This is a genomic window from Variovorax sp. Varisp85 (assembly GCF_047304045.1).
Classification (GTDB): Bacteria; Pseudomonadota; Gammaproteobacteria; order Burkholderiales; family Burkholderiaceae_C; genus Variovorax.
In genome coordinates, this window is sequence record NZ_JBGLYN010000019.1 from 14,168 (window position 1) to 35,591 (window position 21,424).

At 63.5% G+C, this 21,424-nt stretch carries 23 protein-coding genes; 12 read left to right on the forward strand and 11 right to left on the reverse strand.

Annotated elements, in window-relative coordinates; genetic code table 11:
* Positions 1–4: 4 nt before the first annotated feature.
* From ACCC97_RS10195 to ACCC97_RS10220, 6 genes are all read left to right on the forward strand, one after another.
* On the forward strand, positions 5–1,993 hold the full coding sequence (locus ACCC97_RS10195) for a hypothetical protein (protein WP_413332626.1): 1,989 nt from the start codon (positions 5–7) through the stop codon (positions 1,991–1,993).
* A 120-nt stretch (positions 1,994–2,113) separates the two neighbouring features.
* Positions 2,114–2,881, forward strand: coding sequence for a virulence associated protein (locus ACCC97_RS10200; RefSeq protein WP_413332628.1), 768 nt, complete (start codon positions 2,114–2,116; stop codon positions 2,879–2,881).
* Positions 2,871–5,996 carry a DEAD/DEAH box helicase gene (locus ACCC97_RS10205; RefSeq protein ID WP_413332630.1) on the forward strand — a complete coding sequence of 1,042 codons (3,126 nt, stop codon included), beginning with the start codon at positions 2,871–2,873 and terminating at the stop codon, positions 5,994–5,996. Before ACCC97_RS10200 ends, ACCC97_RS10205 begins: the two co-directional genes overlap by 11 nt.
* Positions 5,997–6,045: 49 nt before the next feature.
* Positions 6,046–6,228, forward strand: a complete 183-nt coding sequence (locus tag ACCC97_RS10210) for a hypothetical protein (RefSeq protein ID WP_413332632.1) — start codon at positions 6,046–6,048, stop codon at positions 6,226–6,228.
* A gap of 22 nt (positions 6,229–6,250) precedes the next feature.
* A complete protein-coding gene (locus ACCC97_RS10215; RefSeq protein ID WP_413332634.1) occupies positions 6,251–6,967 on the forward strand; it encodes an HNH endonuclease in 717 nt (238 codons plus the stop codon).
* A gap of 123 nt (positions 6,968–7,090) precedes the next feature.
* Positions 7,091–7,543, forward strand: coding sequence for a hypothetical protein (locus tag ACCC97_RS10220; RefSeq protein WP_413332636.1), 453 nt, complete (start codon positions 7,091–7,093; stop codon positions 7,541–7,543).
* A gap of 60 nt (positions 7,544–7,603) precedes the next feature.
* On the opposite strand, the gene ACCC97_RS10225 is transcribed toward ACCC97_RS10220, so the two are convergent.
* Positions 7,604–8,704: a site-specific integrase gene (locus tag ACCC97_RS10225; RefSeq protein WP_413332638.1), complete on the reverse strand. Its 1,101-nt coding sequence runs from the start codon at positions 8,702–8,704 to the stop codon at positions 7,604–7,606.
* 21 nt (positions 8,705–8,725) lie between these two features.
* Here ACCC97_RS10225 and ACCC97_RS10230 point away from each other — a divergent pair, with 21 nt between their 5' ends.
* Together ACCC97_RS10230 and ACCC97_RS10235 are read left to right on the forward strand one after the other, a co-directional pair.
* Complete coding sequence (locus ACCC97_RS10230; protein ID WP_413332640.1) at positions 8,726–9,817, forward strand: DNA-binding protein; 1,092 nt, start codon at positions 8,726–8,728, stop codon at positions 9,815–9,817.
* Between the two features lie 32 nt (positions 9,818–9,849).
* A complete protein-coding gene (locus tag ACCC97_RS10235) occupies positions 9,850–10,098 on the forward strand; it encodes a hypothetical protein (protein ID WP_413332642.1) in 249 nt (82 codons plus the stop codon).
* 223 nt (positions 10,099–10,321) lie between these two features.
* On the opposite strand, the gene ACCC97_RS10240 is transcribed toward ACCC97_RS10235, so the two are convergent.
* On the reverse strand, positions 10,322–11,245 hold the full coding sequence (locus ACCC97_RS10240; RefSeq protein ID WP_413332644.1) for a hypothetical protein: 924 nt from the start codon (positions 11,243–11,245) through the stop codon (positions 10,322–10,324).
* Between the two features lie 388 nt (positions 11,246–11,633).
* Here ACCC97_RS10240 and ACCC97_RS10245 point away from each other — a divergent pair, with 388 nt between their 5' ends.
* Both ACCC97_RS10245 and ACCC97_RS10250 read left to right on the forward strand, forming a co-directional pair.
* The gene (locus tag ACCC97_RS10245; protein WP_413332645.1) at positions 11,634–11,930 is read left to right on the forward strand and encodes a hypothetical protein; all 297 of its coding nucleotides are present in this window, start codon (positions 11,634–11,636) and stop codon (positions 11,928–11,930) included.
* A gap of 54 nt (positions 11,931–11,984) precedes the next feature.
* Positions 11,985–12,275 carry a hypothetical protein gene (locus tag ACCC97_RS10250; RefSeq protein WP_413332647.1) on the forward strand — a complete coding sequence of 97 codons (291 nt, stop codon included), beginning with the start codon at positions 11,985–11,987 and terminating at the stop codon, positions 12,273–12,275.
* A gap of 357 nt (positions 12,276–12,632) precedes the next feature.
* Here ACCC97_RS10250 and ACCC97_RS10255 read toward each other — a convergent pair whose 3' ends face one another.
* The 7 genes from ACCC97_RS10255 to mltG form a co-directional block, all read right to left on the reverse strand.
* Positions 12,633–12,845 carry a DUF4124 domain-containing protein gene (locus ACCC97_RS10255; protein WP_007827714.1) on the reverse strand — a complete coding sequence of 71 codons (213 nt, stop codon included), beginning with the start codon at positions 12,843–12,845 and terminating at the stop codon, positions 12,633–12,635.
* On the reverse strand, positions 12,839–13,519 hold the full coding sequence (locus tag ACCC97_RS10260) for an ankyrin repeat domain-containing protein (RefSeq protein WP_413332649.1): 681 nt from the start codon (positions 13,517–13,519) through the stop codon (positions 12,839–12,841). The genes ACCC97_RS10255 and ACCC97_RS10260 overlap by 7 nt, the downstream gene beginning before the upstream one ends.
* Entirely contained in the window at positions 13,516–14,322 is an 807-nt protein-coding gene (locus ACCC97_RS10265) for a TatD family hydrolase (RefSeq protein WP_007827710.1), read from the reverse strand. The genes ACCC97_RS10260 and ACCC97_RS10265 overlap by 4 nt, the downstream gene beginning before the upstream one ends.
* A gap of 84 nt (positions 14,323–14,406) precedes the next feature.
* On the reverse strand, positions 14,407–14,787 hold the full coding sequence (locus ACCC97_RS10270; protein ID WP_007827708.1) for a PilZ domain-containing protein: 381 nt from the start codon (positions 14,785–14,787) through the stop codon (positions 14,407–14,409).
* Positions 14,784–15,797: a DNA polymerase III subunit delta' gene (locus tag ACCC97_RS10275; protein WP_413332650.1), complete on the reverse strand. Its 1,014-nt coding sequence runs from the start codon at positions 15,795–15,797 to the stop codon at positions 14,784–14,786. The genes ACCC97_RS10270 and ACCC97_RS10275 overlap by 4 nt, the downstream gene beginning before the upstream one ends.
* On the reverse strand, positions 15,794–16,450 hold the full coding sequence (gene tmk, locus ACCC97_RS10280; protein WP_413332652.1) for a dTMP kinase: 657 nt from the start codon (positions 16,448–16,450) through the stop codon (positions 15,794–15,796). The genes ACCC97_RS10275 and tmk overlap by 4 nt, the downstream gene beginning before the upstream one ends.
* Complete coding sequence (mltG, locus tag ACCC97_RS10285; RefSeq protein ID WP_007827703.1) at positions 16,447–17,472, reverse strand: endolytic transglycosylase MltG; 1,026 nt, start codon at positions 17,470–17,472, stop codon at positions 16,447–16,449. Before mltG ends, tmk begins: the two co-directional genes overlap by 4 nt.
* 113 nt (positions 17,473–17,585) lie before the next feature.
* Between mltG and ACCC97_RS10290 the strand changes: the two genes are divergently transcribed.
* Both ACCC97_RS10290 and ACCC97_RS10295 read left to right on the forward strand, forming a co-directional pair.
* Entirely contained in the window at positions 17,586–18,512 is a 927-nt protein-coding gene (locus tag ACCC97_RS10290; protein WP_413332654.1) for a YgfZ/GcvT domain-containing protein, read from the forward strand.
* A 147-nt stretch (positions 18,513–18,659) separates the two neighbouring features.
* The gene (locus ACCC97_RS10295) at positions 18,660–19,568 is read left to right on the forward strand and encodes a hypothetical protein (RefSeq protein WP_413332656.1); all 909 of its coding nucleotides are present in this window, start codon (positions 18,660–18,662) and stop codon (positions 19,566–19,568) included.
* Here ACCC97_RS10295 and ACCC97_RS10300 read toward each other — a convergent pair.
* Complete coding sequence (locus ACCC97_RS10300; protein ID WP_413332658.1) at positions 19,562–20,452, reverse strand: YbgC/FadM family acyl-CoA thioesterase; 891 nt, start codon at positions 20,450–20,452, stop codon at positions 19,562–19,564. The genes ACCC97_RS10295 and ACCC97_RS10300 overlap by 7 nt on opposite strands.
* Positions 20,449–21,363 carry an alpha/beta hydrolase gene (locus ACCC97_RS10305; RefSeq protein ID WP_007827697.1) on the reverse strand — a complete coding sequence of 305 codons (915 nt, stop codon included), beginning with the start codon at positions 21,361–21,363 and terminating at the stop codon, positions 20,449–20,451. Before ACCC97_RS10305 ends, ACCC97_RS10300 begins: the two co-directional genes overlap by 4 nt.
* Positions 21,364–21,424 lie beyond the last annotated feature (61 nt).

A 21,424-nucleotide genomic window follows, 5' to 3' on the forward strand; every position in this document is an offset into this window, starting at 1 on the left:
AGACATGGCACAGTGGCTCGAGGCATTTCCGCGCATTCGGTCATCCCCCAGGTTGTGGGTTGAGATTGTCTGGCTTTTGGAATCGCGCGAGCCGCTGGTGCTGACGCGCACCATCAAGCTTCAGCAGGGCCTGAACATTGTTTGGGCCAAGGAGTCCGGTACGCAGGCCGGCTCCAGTTTGCGTAGCGCTGGGCATGGGGTCGGGAAGACGTCGCTGTGTCTTCTGCTTCGCCATGCATTAGGTGACGACGCGCCCGCCATCGGTGCCTTGCGCGAAAAGGCCGTAAGCGGGTTCCCGAAGGGGGGTGTTGCGGCCAAGGTGCACGTGGACGGCGTGACCTGGGTGGTCTTCAGGCCTTATGGGGCTTATGGCCACTCGCTCGCTGCGGCGGTGGACACCTTGGACGCGTTGCTCGCTCCAGGGGTAGTCAATCAGTTCCAGGCGTACCTCGCCGCGTTGGAGGAGTTTTCAGTTGGGCGACTGGCGTCGCCGTCGTTGCCGGGCACCAACCAACCTTTGAAATGGCGACACGTGCTGGCGTGGTGCATTCGAGACCAGCGCAGGCGCTTTGACGGCTTCTACAACTGGCGCGACGGCGAGGGCCTAGGCTTCACACGTTCTCGCCGGGACCCGCCTGTTTTTGTCAGTGTTGTCCTCAGCTTGCTCGATGCCGCGATGGATGAACTGATTCGTGCCGCCGAAGTCAAGCAGGTCGAGGTCGACCGAACTGAAGCCAGGCTGCCAGACCTGGAGCGTGAGCCGGAGCTGATGCTGAGTGGCGCGCTGCGCGAGATGCGATCGCGCGTCAAGGCCGGCGAAGACGAGCCCGTCTTCCAAGACACCGCTGGAGAGTCTATTGAGTCGCGTGTTGCTGAGGCGACGGCCGCTGCCTTGGCGCAGGAATCCGAACTCGAGAAGCAGTCTGACGCGGCTGAAGAACGCGTCCTAGATGCCCTCCGTCGGCTCAAGGAACTGGAGCACGAGCTCGAGGTAGAGAAAGCTGAGGTCGGTATCGCCCAATCGCGAGTCACTCAGAACCAACCGGAACTGGAGAGGTTCATCAAGCTGCGCGAGACGCTGCAAAACCCAACCGGGCGTTGTGACATCGGCGGCATCGAGATATCGGCATGCGAGCACGTGCTGATGCGGCGCACGAGGCCGGAACTCAACCTGATTCGGGACGAACGCGAGGTCAAGCAGAACGCGTCGAACCTCGCGGCCCAACTGAAAATCTGCGAGGAGGCGTTGGAGACGGCAGAGGCCCGCATTCAGCCCCAGGCGCAGCAGCTCTTGGACCATCGTGCCGAGGTTCGGCGCTTGCGCATGCGCATCGCCACCAGCGAGGCCTCGCGGGCGACGTTGAAGCAGTCCTGGGATGCGCTGAAGCTCAGACAGGAACGGCGCGACAAGGGCACGGATAGCGCGGAACTTGTTCGGGCACGCGATAAGCTCGCCGCTAGCAAGAAGGAACTGGAAAGCCTGAAGGTCGGGCTTGAAGCGCGTAAGTCACAGCAGTCCAAACGCTCCGACGACTTGAAGGCCCTGACTCGAACGGTTGGCGAGCGCATGCTCGGGTCGCCAAGCCACGCGCGATTCCTACCAGGCGATGAGTACCGGCCGTTTGGGGTGGCGAAGGGTGGCGAGGCCTATCAGGTATTGGAGGTCCTCCTGGGTGATGTCGTCTGCCTCATCGACTCAGCGACTTCTGCTGAGAGTCACCACCCCGGATTCCTGGTCCACGACTGTCCCCGGGAGGCCGACATGAGCGAACTGCTGTACCGCGAGTTCTTCATGGCTGCCGCGGAGGCGGCAGAGCAGTTGGCCGGTGCAGACGGTACGCCGATTCAGTTCATTGTGACGACGACATCAGCGCCGCCAGGCGAACTGCAGAGCGACCGTCATGTTGTGCTTGAGTTGGAGCCCGGTGTCGATGACAAGCTACTTTTCGGGCGCGAGTTGCTACCCTCGTTGCCTGGGTTCGAGCCAATTTGAACTGCGATGTCGATGAACCCCGAGTCCACACCTGATGCGACCGTCGTGGTCGCCGCAGCTCCTGCTACTCCTCAGCTCGTTGGGCCAGGCTACCTTCATCACTTGAAGCAAGGGGAGTCCTTGACGCTCGGCGCAGGCGCAACCTGCGAGGTTTGGGAGCTCGACGTCCCCAGTGATGCGGCGTGCCTCAGCGAATGGGCCAGCAGATTCCGGCAGACCTACTGTCCTGACAGCGACATCGACATCCTGCGAGAAGGCACGGGGAAGTCGCGAGCCGAGTACTTGTTGGAACTCGTCTTCCCGGACAAAGGCGCCGCCCCAGGGCCGGCAGTTCGTGCTGGAGATTTCGCGGAACTGTTGGTCTCAGACTTCGTGGAGTTCATGCTCGGCTACTGGGTGCCGCGCGGAAAGTATGCCGAGAAGGGAAGCCGGGACGAGTCCGTCAAGGGCGTCGATATTGTCGGCTTCAAGTGCCCAAGCGCCGAGCAACCGAAGCCTACCGACGAAATGCTGACCTTCGAAGTGAAGGCGCAACTGAGCGGGGGCAAGTACAGCGGAAGACTGCAAGTCGCGGTTAACGACTCAGGAAAGGACTACCTGCGAGCCGGCGAAACGCTGGCCGCGATGAAGCGCCGTATGTACCTTGCAGGCCAGCAGGCACCTATGTTGGTCGTGCAACGATTCCAGAATGCCGTGGACCGCCCCTACCGGCTTCTCTCGGGCGCTGCCGCCATTCTTTCTGATGGCGCATTCGACATTGACGGCATCAAGGCAACCATCACGGCTGAACACAACAACGCAGGGAACTTGAAGCTCATCGCTGTCAAGGGCACAGACCTGATGACGCTGGCTCATGCCCTGTACCAGCGAGCAGCCGATGAAGCCTGAAGCCGCCAGCCGCCGGTACTTCGGCATTACGCGCTCGAAAGGGAAGATGTACGAGCTGGGGCTGCCCGTGGCGTCGCACATTGCCGTGCCTGAAGACGTGGAACCCGCTGCGCTGTTCCCGCTGTCGATTGGAACGCTCGTGGATGCATCTGCGGCGCTCAACGATGCGCCTGACGTTCTAGAGGGATTGCCAGACGACCTGCGGGATGACATTGGCTTCGCGGCCAGCTTCTTCGACGCTTACCTGGGTTCTCGGTTCGATACGGGCGTGTCGCGAGAGGTCACGCTGCTTGCATCGGCCAGCTATTTCTTGGGGCAGCGCCCTGGAAGCAGCCTGGTGCTGGCCCGACGTCTTCCTGTGGAAGGTGGCGATGCCATCGAGCAGTTGGCTATCTGGGCACTTCGGGCGGACTGGCGTGAGGAGCCGAACTTGCCTGACCATCTGTTTCGTAAATTGGCCCGCCAACTGATGAGCCACTTCAACGAGGGGGGCCCGGTCGAGCCAGTGGTGACGATGCTGGATGAACTTCGGCGGTTGACATACGCCAAGGGTACATCTCGAGACGTCGTACTTGCCGAGGTGATATCGGCGGTGGTCAAACTGCGGATGGCTGGCTCGGCCTGGACATTGCTGCCCGGGTTCAGCGGATTGAATAGTGGAGCCTGGGCAGAAGCAATACGCCGCCCCGGCTTCCCCAAGGAGCTCTGGCCATCCCAGAAGTTGCTTGGCACGGCTGGCCTTTTCTCCGGGCGGTCCGGCGTAGTCCAGATGCCCACGAGTGCAGGGAAGACGCGTTCCGTCGAAATTATTCTTCGGAGCGCGTTCTTGGCTGATCGAACACGGGTAGCTGTGCTCGTTGCACCATTCCGCGCCCTGTGTCACGAGATAGCCACCTCCTTGCGTCATTCTTTCAAAGGGGAAGACGTCAAGGTCAACGAACTCTCGGATGCGCTGCAACTGGACTTCGTTGACCAGTTGGCCGAGCTCCTGGGCCAGACTGCACCCACGACGCGGTACCTCCTGGTGCTGACGCCGGAAAAGCTGCTGTACGTCTTGCGACAGGAACCGGGCTTGGTCGCGCACATCGGCATGGTGGTCTACGACGAAGGGCACCAGTTCGATACTGGATCACGCGGCATCACCTACGAACTGCTGCTCACGGAAATCAAAGGGCTGCTTCAAGTCTCGGCGCAGACGATTCTCATCTCTGCGGTCATCAAAAATGCCGAAGCAGTAGGAACGTGGCTCATCGGCGCCCAGCCGAACGTCGTCAACGGCACTGGGCTCTTGTCGACGGCCCGGTCTGTTGCGTTTGCGACATGGAGCGAGCGACTTGGGCAGCTCTTCTTCTTCGAGTCTGATAACTATGCGCGGCCAGATTACTTCGTCCCGCGGAGCATCGAATCCCAAGAGCTGGAGCTTCGCGGAAGGGAGCGAAGGCCGCGCTTTTTTCCGGAGAAGGGTGACGATGCTTGGAAGGACGTGTCGCTTTACCTTGGCATTCGACTGACGCCGAACGGCGCCGTCGCCGTCTTCTGCGGAAGGAAGGACACTGCCAACGGCCTTGCTGAGCGGGCCGTGGAGGTGTACGAGCGCGGCTTCAATCTGCCTCCTCCTGCCGCAGCCTCGGACGCTGACGAGATACAACGCCTGGTCCATCTTGCAACCCAGCACTTCGGCGCCGAGTCAACGGTCGCCCGAGCGGCGGCCTTGGGTGTCTTCGTTCATCACGGTACGACACCGCAAGGGCTGCGGTTGTCTATCGAACACGCGATGCAAAGTGAGCTCATCAAGCTCGTCGTTTGCACCTCAACCCTGGCTCAAGGTGTCAACCTCCCTATTCGGTACCTCATCGTCTCGGGCGTCAATCAGGGCATCGAACGAATCAAGACAAGGGATTTCCAGAATTTGATTGGCCGTGCCGGCCGTGCCGGCATGCACACCGAGGGCCTGGTACTGTTCGCGGATCCTAGGATCATCGACAGGCGCCAAGCGGAGAAGTGGCGCCTGAAGAACGCGGTCGAACTCTTGCAGCCGGAGAATTCAGAAGAGACATCGAGCTCGCTGCTGACGTTGTTGGCGCCATTTCCCTCACCTGATTGGGACAACGTAGTTCAGTTACCCCTGGACATGGTCTTGAATGCCTACTTCTTGTCCGGTGATTCGTTAGATGACTGGGCCACGGAGGCGTGCAAAACGTATCCAGATTCATCGCTTGACGCTCGGGTACTTGTGCGAGGAATTGTCGAGCGCAAGAAGCTATTGACAGCACTCGAGAGCTATTTGATGGCGAACCGCGGAGCAGACAGTTTCGAAGACTTCAAAGTTCGAGTGCGCATCTTGGCAGCGTCGACGCTTGCGTATGCGTTGGCGGACGATGTGTCGAAGATCGCGCTGGCACAACTCTTTGACCTAGCCGCAGACCATATCGAGCGGGTGGCCCCGGAGCCGGGAAGACAAACCATATTTGCCAAAACCTTGCTTGGCGCGATCGATGCCGCCTCCGTGGAAGCATGGGTACAACAACATGAGGAAACGCTGCGTCCGTTATCAACTGCTGATGACTGGCTGCAGGCCGTATGGCCCTTGTTCCTGGCAACGGTCGATGACAAGCTCCTGACGAGGATGGAGCCCAACGGAACTCCGTTACAACTCGCGCAGGCCTGGATGCGCGGTTCTTCCTATCGCGAGCTCATTGGCTTGGCAATGGATGCCGGAGCGACGAAACCTTGGGGAGAGGATGGCAGGCGCCGTCTCACCGAAGTTGACGTACTCAATTTCCTCGATGGTTGTCTCGGATTCGACTGTCCACTCGTTCTCGCGGGGGTAGGTCAGTTCCTCTTCGGGACGACCGGACTCGCCGCTGAGGGCTCGGCCACGCTGAAGGATTTTCAGAAATCGCTGAAGTACGGGTTGCCGAGCAAGCTCGCCATTTCAGTGTATGAGTCCGGACTCGCGGACCGATGCGTTGCACAGGACGTCGCGATTGAGATTTGGTTGGCTGGGTATGAAGGTTCGCATTTCAGTCCTGCTCTGGCCGAATACCGAGAGGTCGTCGCCGGTGTTCTCGCTACTTATCCGGCATATTTCAGTGCAGTGCTTGAAGGACTGTGACTGGCAATACTCGCAACTTGATTTGGGACGGCTTGAGGAGAAATTCAGAATGACAGACACGCTGTTCAAGGAAGTCCACTACTCGCTTGGTGGCCTCATAAACGACATTGGCCTTGGGCGCATCGGCTTGCCCGACATCCAGCGCCCATTCGTCTGGGCCAATGCCAAGGTACGGGACCTGTTCGACTCGATGTACCGCGGCTGTCAAAGGCTTAGGGGAGCGGGGGCGTGAGCACAGCTTCGACGGGCTCGCGATGACGCCTCTGCAACGAGTTCGGCTCGAAAAGGCGGCCGCAGATTGCGGCTTTGAAATGACTCCTGTCGAGCATATTGAAGGTCTGGAGCTCAGGTCGGCGCTCTTCCCTGAGTCGGTGGTCGTTCGACCTGTGGGCGACCTTTCCTTCGAAGTCTCAGCGTCGAACGCCCAAATAGTCAGCAACGCCGCCGGTGGGGTGGCCTATGTCGCGAGAGGTTTCTCGGAGCTCTATGATGCGCTTCGGGCCGCCGCTGCCCGCGCTCGCACGCTGCCCAATCGAGTCGCCGACAACTTCCGTTGGCAAACCGCTAACTTGCAACGGTCCACCGAGGCTGAGCGTCTTGTAGTTCAGCGTGTTGGTCAGAACCTCTTCCGCGCTTCACTGCTTGACTATTGGCAAGGCCACTGCTGTGTGAGTGGGCTTGGGATCGCGGAGCTGCTTCGTGCCTCTCACATCAAGCCCTGGGCTCTTTGCGCGGACGACGATGAACGTCTGGACGTGTTCAATGGCTTCCTGCTTGCCCCGCACCTCGATGCGTTGTTCGACGCGGGGCTTTTAACTGTCGACTTTGATGGTGCTGTCCGCATGTCGGCTCGCGTAGATCGCAAAGACATCGAATCACTCGGGCTGCCCAATTCGATGGCTGTTTCTGGTTTGCATGACCGTCATCGTCACTATCTTGCCTTCCACCATGCGAAGGTTTGGCGAGGTTAATCGTTGGGAGAGAACATACCGAACAGACAAGATAGCAAACCGCTTGCTGAAAACAGCAAAGAACAGCGGCCTCCAAGGCCCTCAGGCAGCCATTTGACTCCAACGCCGGCAATAAGTACGACCATGCATCCGCCTACCCACACGGGACCCGAAGGTCTAGCCTCCGCGGCCCTGTTGGCCGGTGTGCAGCACCAATTCGAATACCCGCCAGAGTGCTCGCTTACGCATTGGCCTGTCACCGAGATCAAGAGCGTCAACGCCACCTTGCTGAAGTCCCTGCGTGGTCGCGGCAATGTTTACGCGCTGTACGTCCGTGGTAAGAACGAGAAACATTGGGTTCCGGTGTACGTCGGTCAAAGGAAGAGTGTGAGTCTGCGCGAACGTATCAGCCACCACCTAATTTCCAAGAATGAACGAACTGGTTCGATGCTCGCAGCTGTTAAGACTGCAGTTGCTGCGGGCGAAGAGATCGGCTTTTCGCTAATCAAAGTACAGCCTGAGTCGCTGCGCCTCTTCGTGGAGGAAACGATCATCGCCTCAAACAAATCGAGGCTACCTTGGAACACACATGGATAGGCTCCAGCGTTGGATTCCACCGACCTCGAACCAGAGATCTACGGATTTGCAGGTCGTTGCTCAGATATTCCGGTCGTCTAGAAGGCTGGCAATTCGACTACCGAGCGCGGCCTCCGCGCGAAAGTACCCCAACACGCTCACGACGCTCTGATGCCCCGTCATTGCCATCGTTTCGGCCAAAGGCATGTTCTGCCGTCCGGCCTCGGTCACAAAGCCCGAGCGCAGCGAGTGCGCGGAAAATTCCCCCTCGATGCCGGCCAGCGCACACCTTTCTTTGACGATGTCGCGCACGGCCGCAGCACTGAGCACCTCGCCCAGATGTCCACCTTTGCGCACCCGTCGAAACAGCGCACCACTCGTAATGCCACTGGCGGCCAGCCAGGCGGCCATCGCTTCGCCCGCGCTGCCGACCAGCGGCTTGGTGTCCTGCGGCCGCTCCACGCCCGCCTGGTTGGTCTTGGAATGCGTCAGCGTGTAGAGAAAGACGGCCGGCTCGACGCGACGCAAGTTGTCAAACGTGGCCGCCGCCACCTCGGACCGTCGACGTCCACCGGTGGCCCAAGCGAACAGCAGCAGAGCCCGATCACGTCGGCCGCGTAGTGAGTCATCGCAGGTGGCGAGCAGGGCCTGGAAGGGCTCCTTGCTCAGCGCGCGTTGCTTGCGGGGGAGGGCGCCGCGCTTGGCGTAGGCTCGCCGGGTCTTCGCCAGAAGCTCGCGCACCAGTGCATCGCCGCAGGGGTTCACCTGGTGCGCCAGCTGATGGGTCTTGGACAGGACGGCGACCCGATGCACCAGGGTGCTGAAGGCGGGCGCACCCAGCTTGCCTTTGTAGCCGTTGTCCACCAGCACGCGATCGACCGCGGCCGGCAGTTGCGAGACCAGGCCCGTTGGGGTCGTTCGCTCGGCGTGGTCCACGACGAACTGCACCACCGCCGGCACCGGCACCGGCAGACGCAGCGGCTGGCCATACCGCGCGGCAAACCACGCGGCCCAGTAGCGCAGCGCGGAGCGGTAGGCCGCCAGCGTGTTGGCGGATTCGCCCTCGCGCAGCAGCTCGCGCGCGGCGTCTTCCGCCATTTCCGACAGCTTCGCCGGGTCGAGCATGGGGTGGCGCTTGAGACTGACCTCGGCCACCGAGGTTTTCACGGGCTCGGATTTCATATTATTTAATACATGTCATGTATGATGTATTACATATATAGAATACAACTCTCGATAAGTTTTCATTTTATCGAGGGTAAAAAGCCTGAATCGGAGCCGCAGATGGAGAGCAGAAGTTCGAGAGGCATCCAGGAGCCGCAGGTGTGGGCCGCAGCGGACCAGCTGCTGGCCGAAGGGCTGCGCCCGACCATCGAGAGGGTCCGGCAGAAAATCGGCAGCGGCTCGCCGAACACCGTGAGCCCGATGCTCGAGCGCTGGTTTGCGGCGCTCGGGAAAAGGCTCGGCCAAAGCCCAGATGTCGCTCTGCATAGCGCCACGCTGGGAGGCATTCCGCCGGCGCTATTGCAGATCGCCCAAAAGCTCTGGGAGGCCGCGCGAGAGGAGGCGGCCCGCGCGCAGGCGCTGCAGACCGAAGCTCTCCGGCGCGACCACGAACTCAAGGCAGCTGCACTCGACGAACAGCAGGAGCAACTCAGGCAGCGGGAGGTCGCGTTCGAACAGGCCCGGGCAAGCCTCGAGAGCGCGCTGGCCTCGTCGCGGCAGGCGCTCGAATCCGCAAACGCCCAGCAGGCAGAAACATCGCGCCTGCACGATGGCGCGCAAGGCGAGATTCGCCGGCTTCAGGAGGCGCTTGCGCACGCACAGGCACTGCATGAAACACAGCGGGTTGAACATCGGGCGGCCGCGGCAGCCCGCGAAGAGGCCGTCAAGGAGATCGAGGCGCGGCACACCACGCGCGAGCACCGGCTGTTGGGGGACATCGATCGCGAACGTCTGGCAACCCGCCAAGCGGCCGCCGACCTGGCCAAGGAGCAGAAGCTGCGGGGTCGCTGCGAAGAGGAGGGCGCCTTTAAACTGGAGGCTGAACGCGCTTCACTGCGGACGGCCGAGAAGGTGGCCGAGCAGCTTCGCGCCGAGCTTGCTGCAAAATCTGCCGAGCGTTCACAAGTACAGGCAGATGTTCGCTCCGCCAGACAAGCCCACGACGACTTCCGAGCTCGATTGGCGGCGGAGGAGAAAGCCCACGAAGCCACGCGCAGCCTGTTGGCCAAGGCGATCGCATCGAAAACGGGGAAGGGGCGGCGCGCGCCAGGCGCATCAGCAACTGCCTGAATGGAAGAGTCCCATCGCGAAGGAGTCGAGCAATGAGCGAAATCGACAAAGAGAAACTGCCGGGCAACGCGCGTGATCGGCAGCCGCCTGAAGGCTATGGGAGCTGGTTGGAGTACGCTGTCGACACATTCGACAGTCGGCCCAACATCTTGCATACCCTCTTCGCGGACACAAGTTCTGACCTGCGGGAATGGATTGAAGACACGGCGTGGGCCGAGTTGAACGATTTGAGAGTGCGTGCCGGTCTTGCACCGATTGAGCAACGCTCGAAGCACCGATGAACTCAGGCACGACTGAGACTGTTCGGTAGTCGTTACGCACGCAAACCGACCAAACGTCCCCTCGCGATTTCCGAAGCAGCGAGGGGTCCAGCCGTCAGGAAATCATCAATTCCCGCCTGACCAAACCTACGGCATTCCGCTCCCACTTTCCGCCGTCGCCGAGGGGAGACGAGCTCTAAATTGGCAGAGGACCGAGCAAGATTTCTGTTGCGCTTCAGCGTGGCTACGCCACCTTGCCCGTCCTGCTCCGAAACCATGTCCGACTATCCTTTGAGCCAACGCCTTCCACGCAGCGTTGTTCAAATTGGCCGCAGTCATTCAGCACCTGGCGCCAACTGGAGCACCGGTAGCGCTCCAACGTGTACTCGGGATGCAGCGCCTGCATCCGCTCCACCATCCCGGCCAGTGGCGTCCAGCCGTCCACTGCCAAGACGGTTTCAGCTTTGCGCAGATGCTCGACCATCGAGCTCAATCCCCAATTCACGGTGCCATCCGGTTCGATGCCGTGGATGATCAAGTCCGACCAGGTGTCGCTCGCCATGAACGCGGCCATCTGCTGACGGCCCTTGTCCAAGGACTGGAGCCAGCCACTTGCCTCAATGCAACGCAGGTCGATCTGCGCATGGCTCTCGTCCAGATAGGCATCGGCGTCCAGGCAGCCTTGCTCCGACCCGAGGTCGAACATCCCGATGAAATGATGCGCCAAGCGATTACGCAAGCTCACCAGGTCGCGCAGACCTGAGACGACGCGATCGTAGTCCCCGGGGTCCAGCGAGATGCGCGCATCCATCCGAAACCAGATCTGCTTACTGTCTGGTGGTTCCCATTCGGGTCCTGAGGCGTCATCCGCGGGGAAAGGGTGAGGGGAGAGATAGGTGCCGCTCAACGCCGTAACGAGGCCGCCAAGCGTTTGGGTAGCGAACGCCGCCTCGCGCTTCTGCTGGATGTCATGCAGCTGTGTCGAGGGGCCCGCGATCTGGAAGTTCACGGCCAGCTTTTTGATCATGCTCTCGTACTGCTGCAAGCGCAGCATGCAGCGTCCTAGCTTGCGCTGAACTTCCCGCTGGAGAGCGTCTATCGACCCCGACTTGGGCATCACCGCCGCGACCACGGCGAGCTCTGTTGTCTCTTGCTTTGCTGCGTCCATCAATCCCTCGGGTTACGTTTTGTCGAGGACCGACAGTACGCAGGCCTTGTAGTCCTGTCAAAGCCGAGGTCGTATCGCCAAACAGCAGTACTTGCAAGCCGGTTCTTCTTAAATCATCATTGGACGGCGCCTGTGCGCAGAGGCCGCGAATTCGATTGGTGCGACAAGCGGTCACTACTTGGATCGTACAAACGGCGCAACCCCGAAACTAGGTACGACTTATGCTCGCGCGCGGTACAAACTCGTTCGGGCTTTGCACCTGCCCGGCCAACCTGCTAGACATCGTTTCAGTTTGCAGCCTCGGCTCAATGCCCAGGCAGGACCGGCAGCAAATGAACTGATCGACGAAGGCTGCGTTGGCCGCACATTTGAGAGAAAAGAATTCAGCATGCAATACGAGGTCATGATCACTGCCGATGGTGTTCCCGTCGATCAGTTGTCCGCTGCGGCGGCGAATTTTCGCCTAGTCATGGAAAGCAAGCTCGGCGGCACTGCGCAGGTTCGCCCATGCTTCTTGGCAAGCGCGAAGCTCACGCGGGAAGGGGGCTCTTCGCTTTTTCCGCAGGAGGCGATTGATGCTCGAGCGTGGACGTCAGCATTCAGCGAGGCGGAGGCGGCCGTGAAGAGAGCGCTCGATCGTCAAGACGTCGGCATCATGGTAAAGCTGGGCCTCCCGGTCCATTGAGGCGATACCGAGTGACCATGCCAGTAACCTTCCCCCAATCTTTGGAGCACCGGTATGGATGACTGGCTGATGGAGAAATTCGAAGGGGACTGGAGAGTAATGCGCCAGCGCGGTCGCGAACTCTGGTGGTGCGGGTGGACGGCAGTGATGCTCGGAGCCACTCCCTTGATCGTCATCTGGAAACTCCTTCAGTTACCTCGCGACCCTCTCATCGCCGGGTTGGCTTCCTCCGTGCCTGGGTGGGCTCCTGCCGTTGCACTGGTAGTGCTGTACGTCGGTTTGGTAATGGCAGCCTGCGGTTGGTATATCCATCGACTTGGCAAGCGCCTTCAGGCGTATTTCTGACAACGCCGACGGGCCGGGCAGGCCCCCTGACGTGCGCAATGATGGCGCGCTTCCCGTCCTGACGTGTTATCCATGAATGGGTCGCGAGGGGCCGCCTTCGCGGAGATCAGCGGCCCTTGGGCCACTGAGTCTCTTTCACGTCGCTTTCGCGACGCTGCCAGTTTCGCGTTCCGCAACCGTTAGCTGCTGTGGATTACTGGGCCCAGTGCGTAGTTCATGTCGCGGAAGGCCGTTTTCGATGTGCAACTTTCTGTCGGCCGACTGTTGACGACGAACTCATGGCGATCGGCCGTTATGATTTAACATAATGCACATTGTGTTTATTTCAGATGAACACAACGAGGCCCCCAGCCGGTATCAACGCTTCAGCGCGCTCCCCGAACCCCGGCCCTCGTAGTTCACGCCCTTCGTCTGCTTGACCTCGACCTTCTTCGCGTCCGGGCACGGCTCGTTCGAATAAGCGACCTTGCCGCCATGTACGCACTTGTAGATCGAGTGCTGCGCCATCGCGCCGGACGCGAAACCCATCAGTCCAAACGCCAGCAACATGGCGCCCGCCGGCTTCACCATTTGCCGTCCTTCGGAATCGCCTTGGGCGCATTGGCTTTGGCTGCCGCCGCCGCAGTGATCAACGACGCCGCTTCCGGACGGTTCGCCTTGTTGGCAAAGTCGACGGCCGTCATGCCCAGCTGGTTCTTCATCGTGGTGTCCGCGCCCTCGGCCAGCAGCAGCTTCACCGCCTCGCTCGAGCCGTACATCGCAGCCATCATCAGCGGCGTGGTGCCATTGGGCGATTGCGCGTCGATGAATGCGTAGTTGTCGAGCAGCACCTTCATGATGGTCAACTGGCCGCTGGTCGCGGCGTAGTGCAGCGGCGTCCAACCCGTCTTGTTGACCGCAGCGTCGCGCTTCAGCAGTTGCGTGACCAGGTCCTGCTGGCCCTTGATCGCGGCCAGCATCAGCGGGGTTTCATCCTTGGCGTTGGTCAGGTCCACATTGGTCTGAGGCGACTCGATCAGCACCTGGATGACTTTCGGCGAAGGCTCACGCAATGCGATTAGCAAACCCGTCTGGCCGTGTTCGTCGCGCGTGTTCGGATCAAAACCGCGCTGCAGCAGCGTGCGCACGCCGCTGGCGTTGTCGCCACGCACGGCCCGGAAGAAGTCTTCGAACGAACCGGCATGCACTGAAAAAGATGCAGCAAAAACAATGAGATAAAGAGATTTTTTGATGTAGTTCTTCATGATTTAACGTCCCTGAACAACGTTTCGAAGTTGTCGCTCGTGGCTTTGGCGATGGCCTCCACGGGCACTTTTCGCAGTTCGGCGATCTGCCGTGCCACGAATGGCACGTAGGACGGATTGTTGGTCTTGCCGCGGTACGGCACGGGCGCGAGGTAAGGGCTGTCGGTCTCGATCAGCATGCGGTCCAGCGGCACGAAAGCGGCTACGTCGCGCAGATCCTGGGCCTTCTTGAAGGTCAGGATGCCGGAGAACGAGATGTAGAAACCCAGATCGAGCGCCGCGCGCGCCACCTCGGCGGTTTCGGTGAAGCAATGGAACACGCCGCCGGCCGCATTGCCGGCGCCATCCTCGCCCTCCTCCTTGAGGATCGCCAGCGTGTCGGACGAGGCCTCGCGGGTGTGGATGATCAGCGGCTTGCGGGTCTGTTGAGCGGCGCGGATGTGCACCCGAAAGCGGTCGCGCTGCCATTCCATGTCGGAGATGCTGCGTCCGCCCTTGCGTTCCTCCATCTGGTAGTAGTCGAGGCCGGTTTCGCCGATGGCGACCACGCGGGGCCTGGCCGACAGCCGCACCAGGTCTTCCACGCTGGGCTCGGCGATGTCCTCGTTGTCGGGGTGCACGCCGACGCTGGCCCAGAAGTTGTCGTAGCTGGCGGCCAGCGCCTGCACGTCGTCGAACTCTTCAAGCTTGGTGCAGATGCAAAGCGCCCGGTCGACCTGCGCGGCGGCCATGGCGGCGCGGATCTGCGGCATCTGGTCCGCGAACTCGGGGAACGTGAGGTGGCAGTGGGAATCGGTGAACATCGGAAATGGTGAAGTGCGCGGCGCACTCCCTGGTGGGAGGTGGCGCCGTCGACGGAGTTCCGCGTCACGGGGACGGCGGAAAACTCAGATGGTTTGCGTGGGACGGTCGGAGGCCATCGAACCGCCCAGCGCAGCCTCGATGCGTGCCTTGAGCTGGCGCGATTTTTCGTCGGACGGAAACCGGATGCCCACGCCCGGTGCCCGGTTGCCTGCCGCACGCGATGGCGTGATCCAGGCGACCTTGCCTGCCACCGGATAGCGCTGCGGGTCTTCGGGCAGCGTCAGCAGCACATAGACATCGTCGCCGAGCCGGTATTCGCGCGTGGTCGGAATGAAGATGCCGCCTTCTGCGAACAAAGGGATGTAAGCCGCGTACAACGCGCCCTTTTCCTTGATGGCGAGTTGGATGACGCTCGGCCGGGCGGGCGTGGCGTTGGGAACGGCGGAGGCGACAGGTTGGTTCATGGGCGACGAGCGGCAGAGTTTAGGGTGGTTCGCGCTTCGCTCACAAGCGCTTCCAGCATGAGGCCCGCATTGAACGGGTGTTCCGCGGTTCTGGCGGCACTTGCCAACGACTTCGACCAGCGCGCCAGCGCCAGCCGCGACGGCGCGGCGGGCAGGTCGGCGGCATCGAAGAACCGGGGCGCGGCGCCATTGCCGACAGCCATCAGGTCGTGGCAAAGCTTCTGCAGCGCACCGACGGCCTGCGCCGGCGCGTGATCGGCCAGCGCGCCCACGTCGCCACGCGTCATGGCCTTGGGAAGCAAGGACCAGGCCTTGGGCGACTGACCCGAGCGCGCGAGCCGCAAGGCGTCGCTCGGCCGGCCGCCGGCGGCGCGCAGCAATGCGGCCGCATCGGCGGCGGGCACGTCCTGCGCGGCCAGCCAGGCTTCGGCCTCGGCGGTTTCAGGCCAGGGCAGCGTGAAGCCCAGGCAGCGGCTGCGGATGGTGGGCAGCAGTTGCCACGCGGCCTCGCTGGCGAGCACGAAGCGCACATCGCCGACGGGCTCTTCGAGCGTCTTCAGCAGCGCGTTCGCGGTGATGGTGTTCATGCGCTCGGCCGGATACACCAGCACCACCTTGCCACGGCCGCGCGCGCTGGTTCGCTGCGCGAAACCGACCGCATCGCGCATCGCCTCGACGCGGATCTCGCGGCTCGCCTTGCGTTTCTTGTCGTCGATGTCGGCCTGCGCCTTCTCGTCGAGCGGCCAGTTCAGTTCCTGCATGGCGACTTCGGGCATCAGCACGCACAGGTCGGCATGCGTGCGAACCTCGATGGCATGGCAGCTGGCGCAGTGGCCGCAGGCTGTGCCCTCCGGCGTCGGCTGCTCGCACAGCCATGCGGACGCGAGCGCCAGCGCGAGTTCGTACTGGCCGATGCCGGAGGGACCTTGAAGCAGCCAGGCATGGCCGCGCTGGCGCAGCAACTCCGTGAGCGGCTGGCGCAGCCAGGGGGACAGGGCCGGCACGCTCATCGGGCCGTTCCTCGGTTCAGCACGCCACGCGCCACCAATGCCGTTTCGACCTGCTGCCACACCTGGTCGCGGGCCTGGCTGGCATCGATGCGCACGAAGCGGTTCGCATCTGCGGCCGCGCGGGCCGCGTAGCCCTGGGCGACGCGGCTGAAGAATTCGACGGGCTGGGCTTCGAACTTGTCGGGCACGCGGGCGCCGGCCAATCGCTGCGCCGCGATCCCGGGCGCCAGGTCGAACCACAGCGTGATGTGCGGCTGAAGTGGCGCCGCCCTGCCCGCCTCCGCCTGCACCCATTGTTCGAGCGTCGACAGCACGGCTTGATCGAAGCCCCGCCCCGCGCCCTGGTAGGCAAAGGTCGCGTCGGTGAACCGGTCGCACAGCACCACGTCGCCGCGCGCCAGCGCCGGCTCGATGACCTGCGCGATGTGGTCGCGCCGCGCCGCGAACACCAGCAGCGATTCGGTCAGCGGATCCATCAGCTGCTCGAGGATCAACTCGCGCAGCGTCTCGGCCAGCGGCGTACCACCGGGCTCGCGCGTGCGCACGACCTCGCGGCCCTGCGCCCTGAACAGGGCTTCCAGCGCATCGAGGTGGCTCGACTTGCCCGCCCCGTCGATGCCTTCGAGCGTCAGAAACAGACCGTTGTCACTCATTGGGTCGCCTTCGGTTTGGAATCGCTGCCGCCCCCGCGCTGATAGCGGTTGACCGCGCGGTTGTGGTCGTCGAGCGAACTGCTGAATTGGCTTGTGCCGTCGCCGCGCGAGACGAAGTACAGCGACTTGCTCTGCGCCGGCTGCACCGCAGCCAGCAGCGCTGCCTTGCCGGGCATGGAAATCGGCGTCGGCGGCAGCCCGCCGCGCGTATACGTGTTCCAGGGCGTGTCGGTCAGCAGGTCTTTCTTGCGCAGGTTGCCGTCGAAGGCGGTGCCCATGCCGTAGATCACCGTCGGGTCGGTCTGCAGCGGCATGCCGATGCGCAGGCGATTGGTGAAGACAGCCGCGATTTCCGAGCGGTCTTTGGCCTTGCCTGTCTCCTTTTCGACAATGCTGGCCAAAATAAGAGCCTCATCGGCCGATTTCAGCGGCAGATCGGAAGCGCGGGCGGCCCAGGCGGCTTCGAGCTTCTTGTCCATGGCCCGCATCGCGCGCTGCATCAGGGCGATGTCGGTCGAGCCTTTCGAGTAGGTGTAGGTGTCCGGAAAGAAACGCCCTTCCGGATGCAGGCCCGGCTTGCCCAGCCTGGCCATCAGCGCCTCGTCGCTCAGGCCCACGCTGTCTGGCTTGAGCTGGTCGGCCTTGGCGAGCGCGGCGCGCACCTGGCGGATGTTCCAGCCCTCGACCAGCACCAGGCTGCGCGTGGCTTCCTCGCCGCGCACCAGAATGTTGAGCAGCAGCTTGGGCGAGACGCCGCGTTCCAGCTCGTAGCTGCCGGCGCGCATCTGGCGGTCTTGTCCCGAGATGCGGAACCACAGGTAGAGCAGCTGCGGCTGCACGTCGACGCCCGTGTCGGCCACGGCTTGTGCGATGCCGCGCGGCGTGGTGCCGGGCTCGACAGACAGGTCGACGCTGGGCGCCGGCAGCTTGAGCGGCTGGTGCACCCACCAGAGACCGGCGCCGCCGAGCGCGAGCGCGATCAGGGCAGCGAGCAGGAAAAGCGTAAGGAAGAAGCTGCGCACGGATCCGATATGGGGAAGACGGAAAAAGCCGGAGAAAACCGATGGATTCGCAGGCTGCAGGGAAGGAGCCCCTGCCGCCCCGAAGGAACAGGCCCGGCCATGATAATTCAGCGATGACCACAGTCGTTCTCAATGGCGTGACCGCCCTCTCCCACCTCGGTGTGATCCGTGCCGAGGGCCCGGACGCCGCCAGCTTCCTGCACGGCCAGCTCACCCAGGACTTCTCGCTGCTCGAGGCCTCCGACGCCCGGCTGGCTGCGCTGTGCACCGCCAAGGGCCGTGTGATCGCGAGTTTCATCGGCATCAAGCCGCAACCGGAGCTGATCCTGCTGGTGTGCAGCCGCGACATCCTGGCCGCGACGCTCAAGCGCCTGTCGATGTTCGTGCTGCGCGCCAAGGCCAAGTTGACCGACGCCACCGAGCAGTTTGCGCTGTATGGCCTGGCTGGCACCGCCCTGACCGGCAACAGCCTCGACGCCGCCGCTTCGCCCGGCAAGCGCACGGCCGTCGGCGAAGACGCCAGCGCCGTGTCGCTGTATCCGGCCGACGGCGTGCCACGTGCGCTCTGGATCGCGCCGGCCGGCCACGCCGCACCCACGGGCCCCGCGCTAGATGCCGCCCTGTGGCAGTGGAGCGAGGTGCGCAGCGGCATCGTGACGCTGACCACGCCGATCGTCGACGCCTTCGTGCCGCAGATGATCAACTACGAATCGGTCGGCGGTGTGAACTTCAAGAAAGGCTGCTACCCCGGCCAGGAAGTGGTCGCGCGCAGCCAGTTCCGCGGCACGCTGAAGCGGCGCACCTACCTCGTGCAGGCCGATGCGCCCGTCTCCGCCGGACAGGAGGTGTTCGCGGCCGCCGATGCCGAGCAGCCCGTGGGCATCGTGGCGCAGGCCGCGCCAGCGCCCGGCGGCGGCTGGTCCGCGCTGGTCTCGATGCAGATCGCGGCGCTCGAGGCCGGTGGCCTGCACGCGGGCGCGGCCGACGGCCCGGCACTCACGGTCGATCCGCTGCCCTACCCCCTGCTCGAGGACATCTGAGTCTCCCATTCCCCCAACGCCCTTGAAGAAAAGGGGCGTTCGGCGCTATCGAACAGATGGCGCCATTTTTTTGCGCGTCGTTTAACCCTGCCGCCGATGCTGCGCCGTAGAAGCCTGCACCGATCAACTCCCGGCAAGGAAGACACCATGAAGCGCAGACTCTTTTCCACCGCCCTGGCCCTGAGCGCCGCGGCCTCGTTCTCGGCCTGCGCGCAGAGCCCGGAGCGGCCTTACGCCCCGCCCACGCCGCCCAGCCGCATCGGCTCGCTGATGCAGATCAGCGTGGTCGACCGCGGCACCGGCACCGAACTGCCGATCTACCGCCACCGCGGCGAATACTGGGTGGCCGGCCGCCCCGGAGCGCGCTACGCGATCCGGGCGCGCAACGCGACGGGCGAACGCATCATGGCCGTGATGTCGGTGGACGGCATCAACGTCGTCACCGGCGAAACGGCCGGCGTCGGGCAGAACGGCTATGTGTTCAGCGGCAGCGAGCGCAGCGACATCACCGGCTGGCGCAAGAGCGATTCGCAGATCGCGGCCTTCGAGTTCGCCGCGGCCGGCAACTCCTATGCGAGCCGCACGGGCCGCCCGGACGACGTGGGCGTGATCGGTGTCGCGATGTTCCGCGAGCGCATGCCCGAGCCGCTCCCGCCGCCGGTCACGCCTTTTCCGTACCGCGACGAACACGGCGAGCGCGAGCGCCGAAGCGATTCATCGTCCCTGGGCGATGCGCGCGCGAAGGCCGGTTCGGCCGACGGTGCCACCGCGGCAGCGGAGTCCCCCGTGGGCAGCCTGCGCCAGCCCGCGCCCAGCCCGAGCCTGGGCACCGCGCACGGCCGCCGCGAAACCTCGTATGTCGGCAAGACCACCTTCGAGCGCGCGCAGTCGTCGCCCGACGAAGTGGTCCGCATCCGCTACGACAGCCGCGAGAACCTCGTTGCCGCGGGCGTGATCCCGGTGCCGCCCGCGCCGCGCTGGCCGCGTCCGGCCGGTCCGTCGCCGTTCCCGGGTTCCGACCCAGGCTACGTGCCGGACCCGCCCGCTCGCTATTGAGAAGAAGAAGGAAGAAGGGACCGGCGCATCTCGATGTGCGGGATGCCGGCCTCCTCGAAGCCGTCGCCATGCGGCACATAGCCCAGCCGCGCATAGAAACGCTCGGCGCTGCGCTGCGCATTCAGCGCCACCACGCTGTCGCCGCGCGCCCTGGCGGCGTCTTCGAGCACCTGCATCACCGCAGCGCCGTGCCCGCCGCTGCGCAGGTTGCGGTGCACCGCCATGCGGCCGATGTGCGAGACGCCGTTCTCGGCCGCCAGCAACCGCCCTGTGGCGATGACCTGCCCGATGCGGTTGCGCGCCACCGCGTGCAGCACCACGGCGTCCTGCGCGTCCCATTCCATCGCCTCGGGAATGTTCTGCTCCTCGATGAACACCGCGCGCCGCAGGGCGCCAGCGTCTCCGCCCAGGGTGGCCCAGTCGCCGGTCTCGACGGTGCTCATCGTCTCGCCGGCCTCGTAGCCGGTCAGCACTTCTCGCAGGGCTGCAGGCACCGGCTTCGAGGTCTGCGTCGCCGGGTCGGCGAACACATAGACCAGCTCGCAGCCGACCAGGAACTGGTCCTGCCGGAAAAGCCCGCCCTCGAACACCATCGAAGAATTGCCGATGCGCGCGCAGCGCACGCCCATGTCCAGCATGTCGTCCATGCGCGCCGAGGCGCGGAAGTCGATGGTGGCCTTGCGCACGTAGAGGTCGCCGCCCAGCGCATGCATCGCCTCTTCGTACGGCAGCGCCAAGGCGCGCCAGTAGTCCGAGATGGCGGTGTCGAAATACATCAGGTAGTGCGCGTTGAAGACGATCTTCTGCATGTCGACTTCGGCCCAGCGTACGCGCAGGCGGTGGAAGAAGCGGAAATTGCTGCGTTGGGTGGCTGCTTCGCTCATGGTGCCAGTGCTTCCTTGAGTGCGCGGGCCGCGTCCTCCTGCGCCTGCAGCGCCTCGGGAATCGCCCGCCCCATCTTGACGAATTCGTGGATCACGCCGCGGTAGATCTCCAGGTCGACCGGCACGCCCGCGGCGCGCAGCTTGTCGGCGTAGGCGATGCCTTCGTCGACCACCGGATCGCACTCGGCCAGGCCGATCCAGGCCGGCGCCACGCCCTCGACGTCGTCGGCCAGCAGCGGCGCAAAGCGCCAGTCGTCGCGGTCGGCCGGCGTGCGGACGTATTGCGCGAAGAAGAAATCGATCATCGCCTTGGTCAACAGCGGGCCGTTGACGTGGCGCTGGTGCGAGGCCGTGTCCTGGTGGGCTGTCATGCCGGGGTAGATCAGCATCTGCAGCGCGAGCGGCAGGCCAGCATCTCGCGCCAGGATCGCGCACACGGCCGCGAGCGTGCCGCCGGCGCTGTCGCCGCCTACCGCCAGGCGCCGCGTGTCGACACCGACGCGTCTACCCTCGTGGGCCAGGAAGGCGAAGGCGTCCCATGCATCGTTCGACGCCGTCGGAAACTTGTGCACGGGCGCGAGGCGGTAGTCCACCGACACCACCGCGCAGCCACTCTTGGCGCTCAGCACGCGGCACAGCGTGTCGTGCGTGCGGATATTGCCGACGGTGAAGCCGCCGCCATGAAAGTACATCAGCGCGGGCAGCACATCGGTGGACGGCGCATACAACCTTGCCGGGATCGCGAAGTCATCGCGTGCGGGAATGGTGAAGTCTTCAACCCGCGCCAGTTCGGGCTTGGGCACTTCGAGCACGCCGGCGCCCTTTTCGTAGGAGGCCTTGGCCTCCTCCGGCGTGAGCCGGTCGAGTGGGGGGTGGCCGGCGCGCGCCATGCGTTCGACAACGCTGGCCATCTTCGGGGTAAGTCGTATGGCGGGGGGTGTTCCCGGCGCGACAACGGCAAGGGTTTCTTTC

Coding starts and splice junctions, on each gene's coding strand:
- ACCC97_RS10290 (WP_413332654.1), top strand. CDS start 17,586: ATGACCACAGTCGTTCTCAATGGCGTGACCGCCCTCTCCCACCTCGGT.
- ACCC97_RS10255 (WP_007827714.1), bottom strand. CDS start 12,845: ATGGTGAAGCCGGCGGGCGCCATGTTGCTGGCGTTTGGACTGATGGGT.
- ACCC97_RS10250 (WP_413332647.1), top strand. CDS start 11,985: ATGGATGACTGGCTGATGGAGAAATTCGAAGGGGACTGGAGAGTAATG.
- ACCC97_RS10195 (WP_413332626.1), top strand. CDS start 5: ATGGCACAGTGGCTCGAGGCATTTCCGCGCATTCGGTCATCCCCCAGG.
- ACCC97_RS10205 (WP_413332630.1), top strand. CDS start 2,871: ATGAAGCCTGAAGCCGCCAGCCGCCGGTACTTCGGCATTACGCGCTCG.
- ACCC97_RS10240 (WP_413332644.1), bottom strand. CDS start 11,245: ATGGACGCAGCAAAGCAAGAGACAACAGAGCTCGCCGTGGTCGCGGCG.
- ACCC97_RS10220 (WP_413332636.1), top strand. CDS start 7,091: ATGCATCCGCCTACCCACACGGGACCCGAAGGTCTAGCCTCCGCGGCC.
- ACCC97_RS10225 (WP_413332638.1), bottom strand. CDS start 8,704: ATGAAATCCGAGCCCGTGAAAACCTCGGTGGCCGAGGTCAGTCTCAAG.
- ACCC97_RS10230 (WP_413332640.1), top strand. CDS start 8,726: ATGATGTATTACATATATAGAATACAACTCTCGATAAGTTTTCATTTT.
- ACCC97_RS10300 (WP_413332658.1), bottom strand. CDS start 20,452: ATGAGCGAAGCAGCCACCCAACGCAGCAATTTCCGCTTCTTCCACCGC.
- tmk (WP_413332652.1), bottom strand. CDS start 16,450: ATGAGTGACAACGGTCTGTTTCTGACGCTCGAAGGCATCGACGGGGCG.
- ACCC97_RS10265 (WP_007827710.1), bottom strand. CDS start 14,322: ATGTTCACCGATTCCCACTGCCACCTCACGTTCCCCGAGTTCGCGGAC.
- ACCC97_RS10235 (WP_413332642.1), top strand. CDS start 9,850: ATGAGCGAAATCGACAAAGAGAAACTGCCGGGCAACGCGCGTGATCGG.
- ACCC97_RS10270 (WP_007827708.1), bottom strand. CDS start 14,787: ATGAACCAACCTGTCGCCTCCGCCGTTCCCAACGCCACGCCCGCCCGG.
- ACCC97_RS10215 (WP_413332634.1), top strand. CDS start 6,251: ATGACGCCTCTGCAACGAGTTCGGCTCGAAAAGGCGGCCGCAGATTGC.
- ACCC97_RS10210 (WP_413332632.1), top strand. CDS start 6,046: ATGACAGACACGCTGTTCAAGGAAGTCCACTACTCGCTTGGTGGCCTC.
- ACCC97_RS10260 (WP_413332649.1), bottom strand. CDS start 13,519: ATGAAGAACTACATCAAAAAATCTCTTTATCTCATTGTTTTTGCTGCA.
- ACCC97_RS10245 (WP_413332645.1), top strand. CDS start 11,634: ATGCAATACGAGGTCATGATCACTGCCGATGGTGTTCCCGTCGATCAG.
- ACCC97_RS10305 (WP_007827697.1), bottom strand. CDS start 21,363: ATGGCCAGCGTTGTCGAACGCATGGCGCGCGCCGGCCACCCCCCACTC.
- ACCC97_RS10275 (WP_413332650.1), bottom strand. CDS start 15,797: ATGAGCGTGCCGGCCCTGTCCCCCTGGCTGCGCCAGCCGCTCACGGAG.
- ACCC97_RS10295 (WP_413332656.1), top strand. CDS start 18,660: ATGAAGCGCAGACTCTTTTCCACCGCCCTGGCCCTGAGCGCCGCGGCC.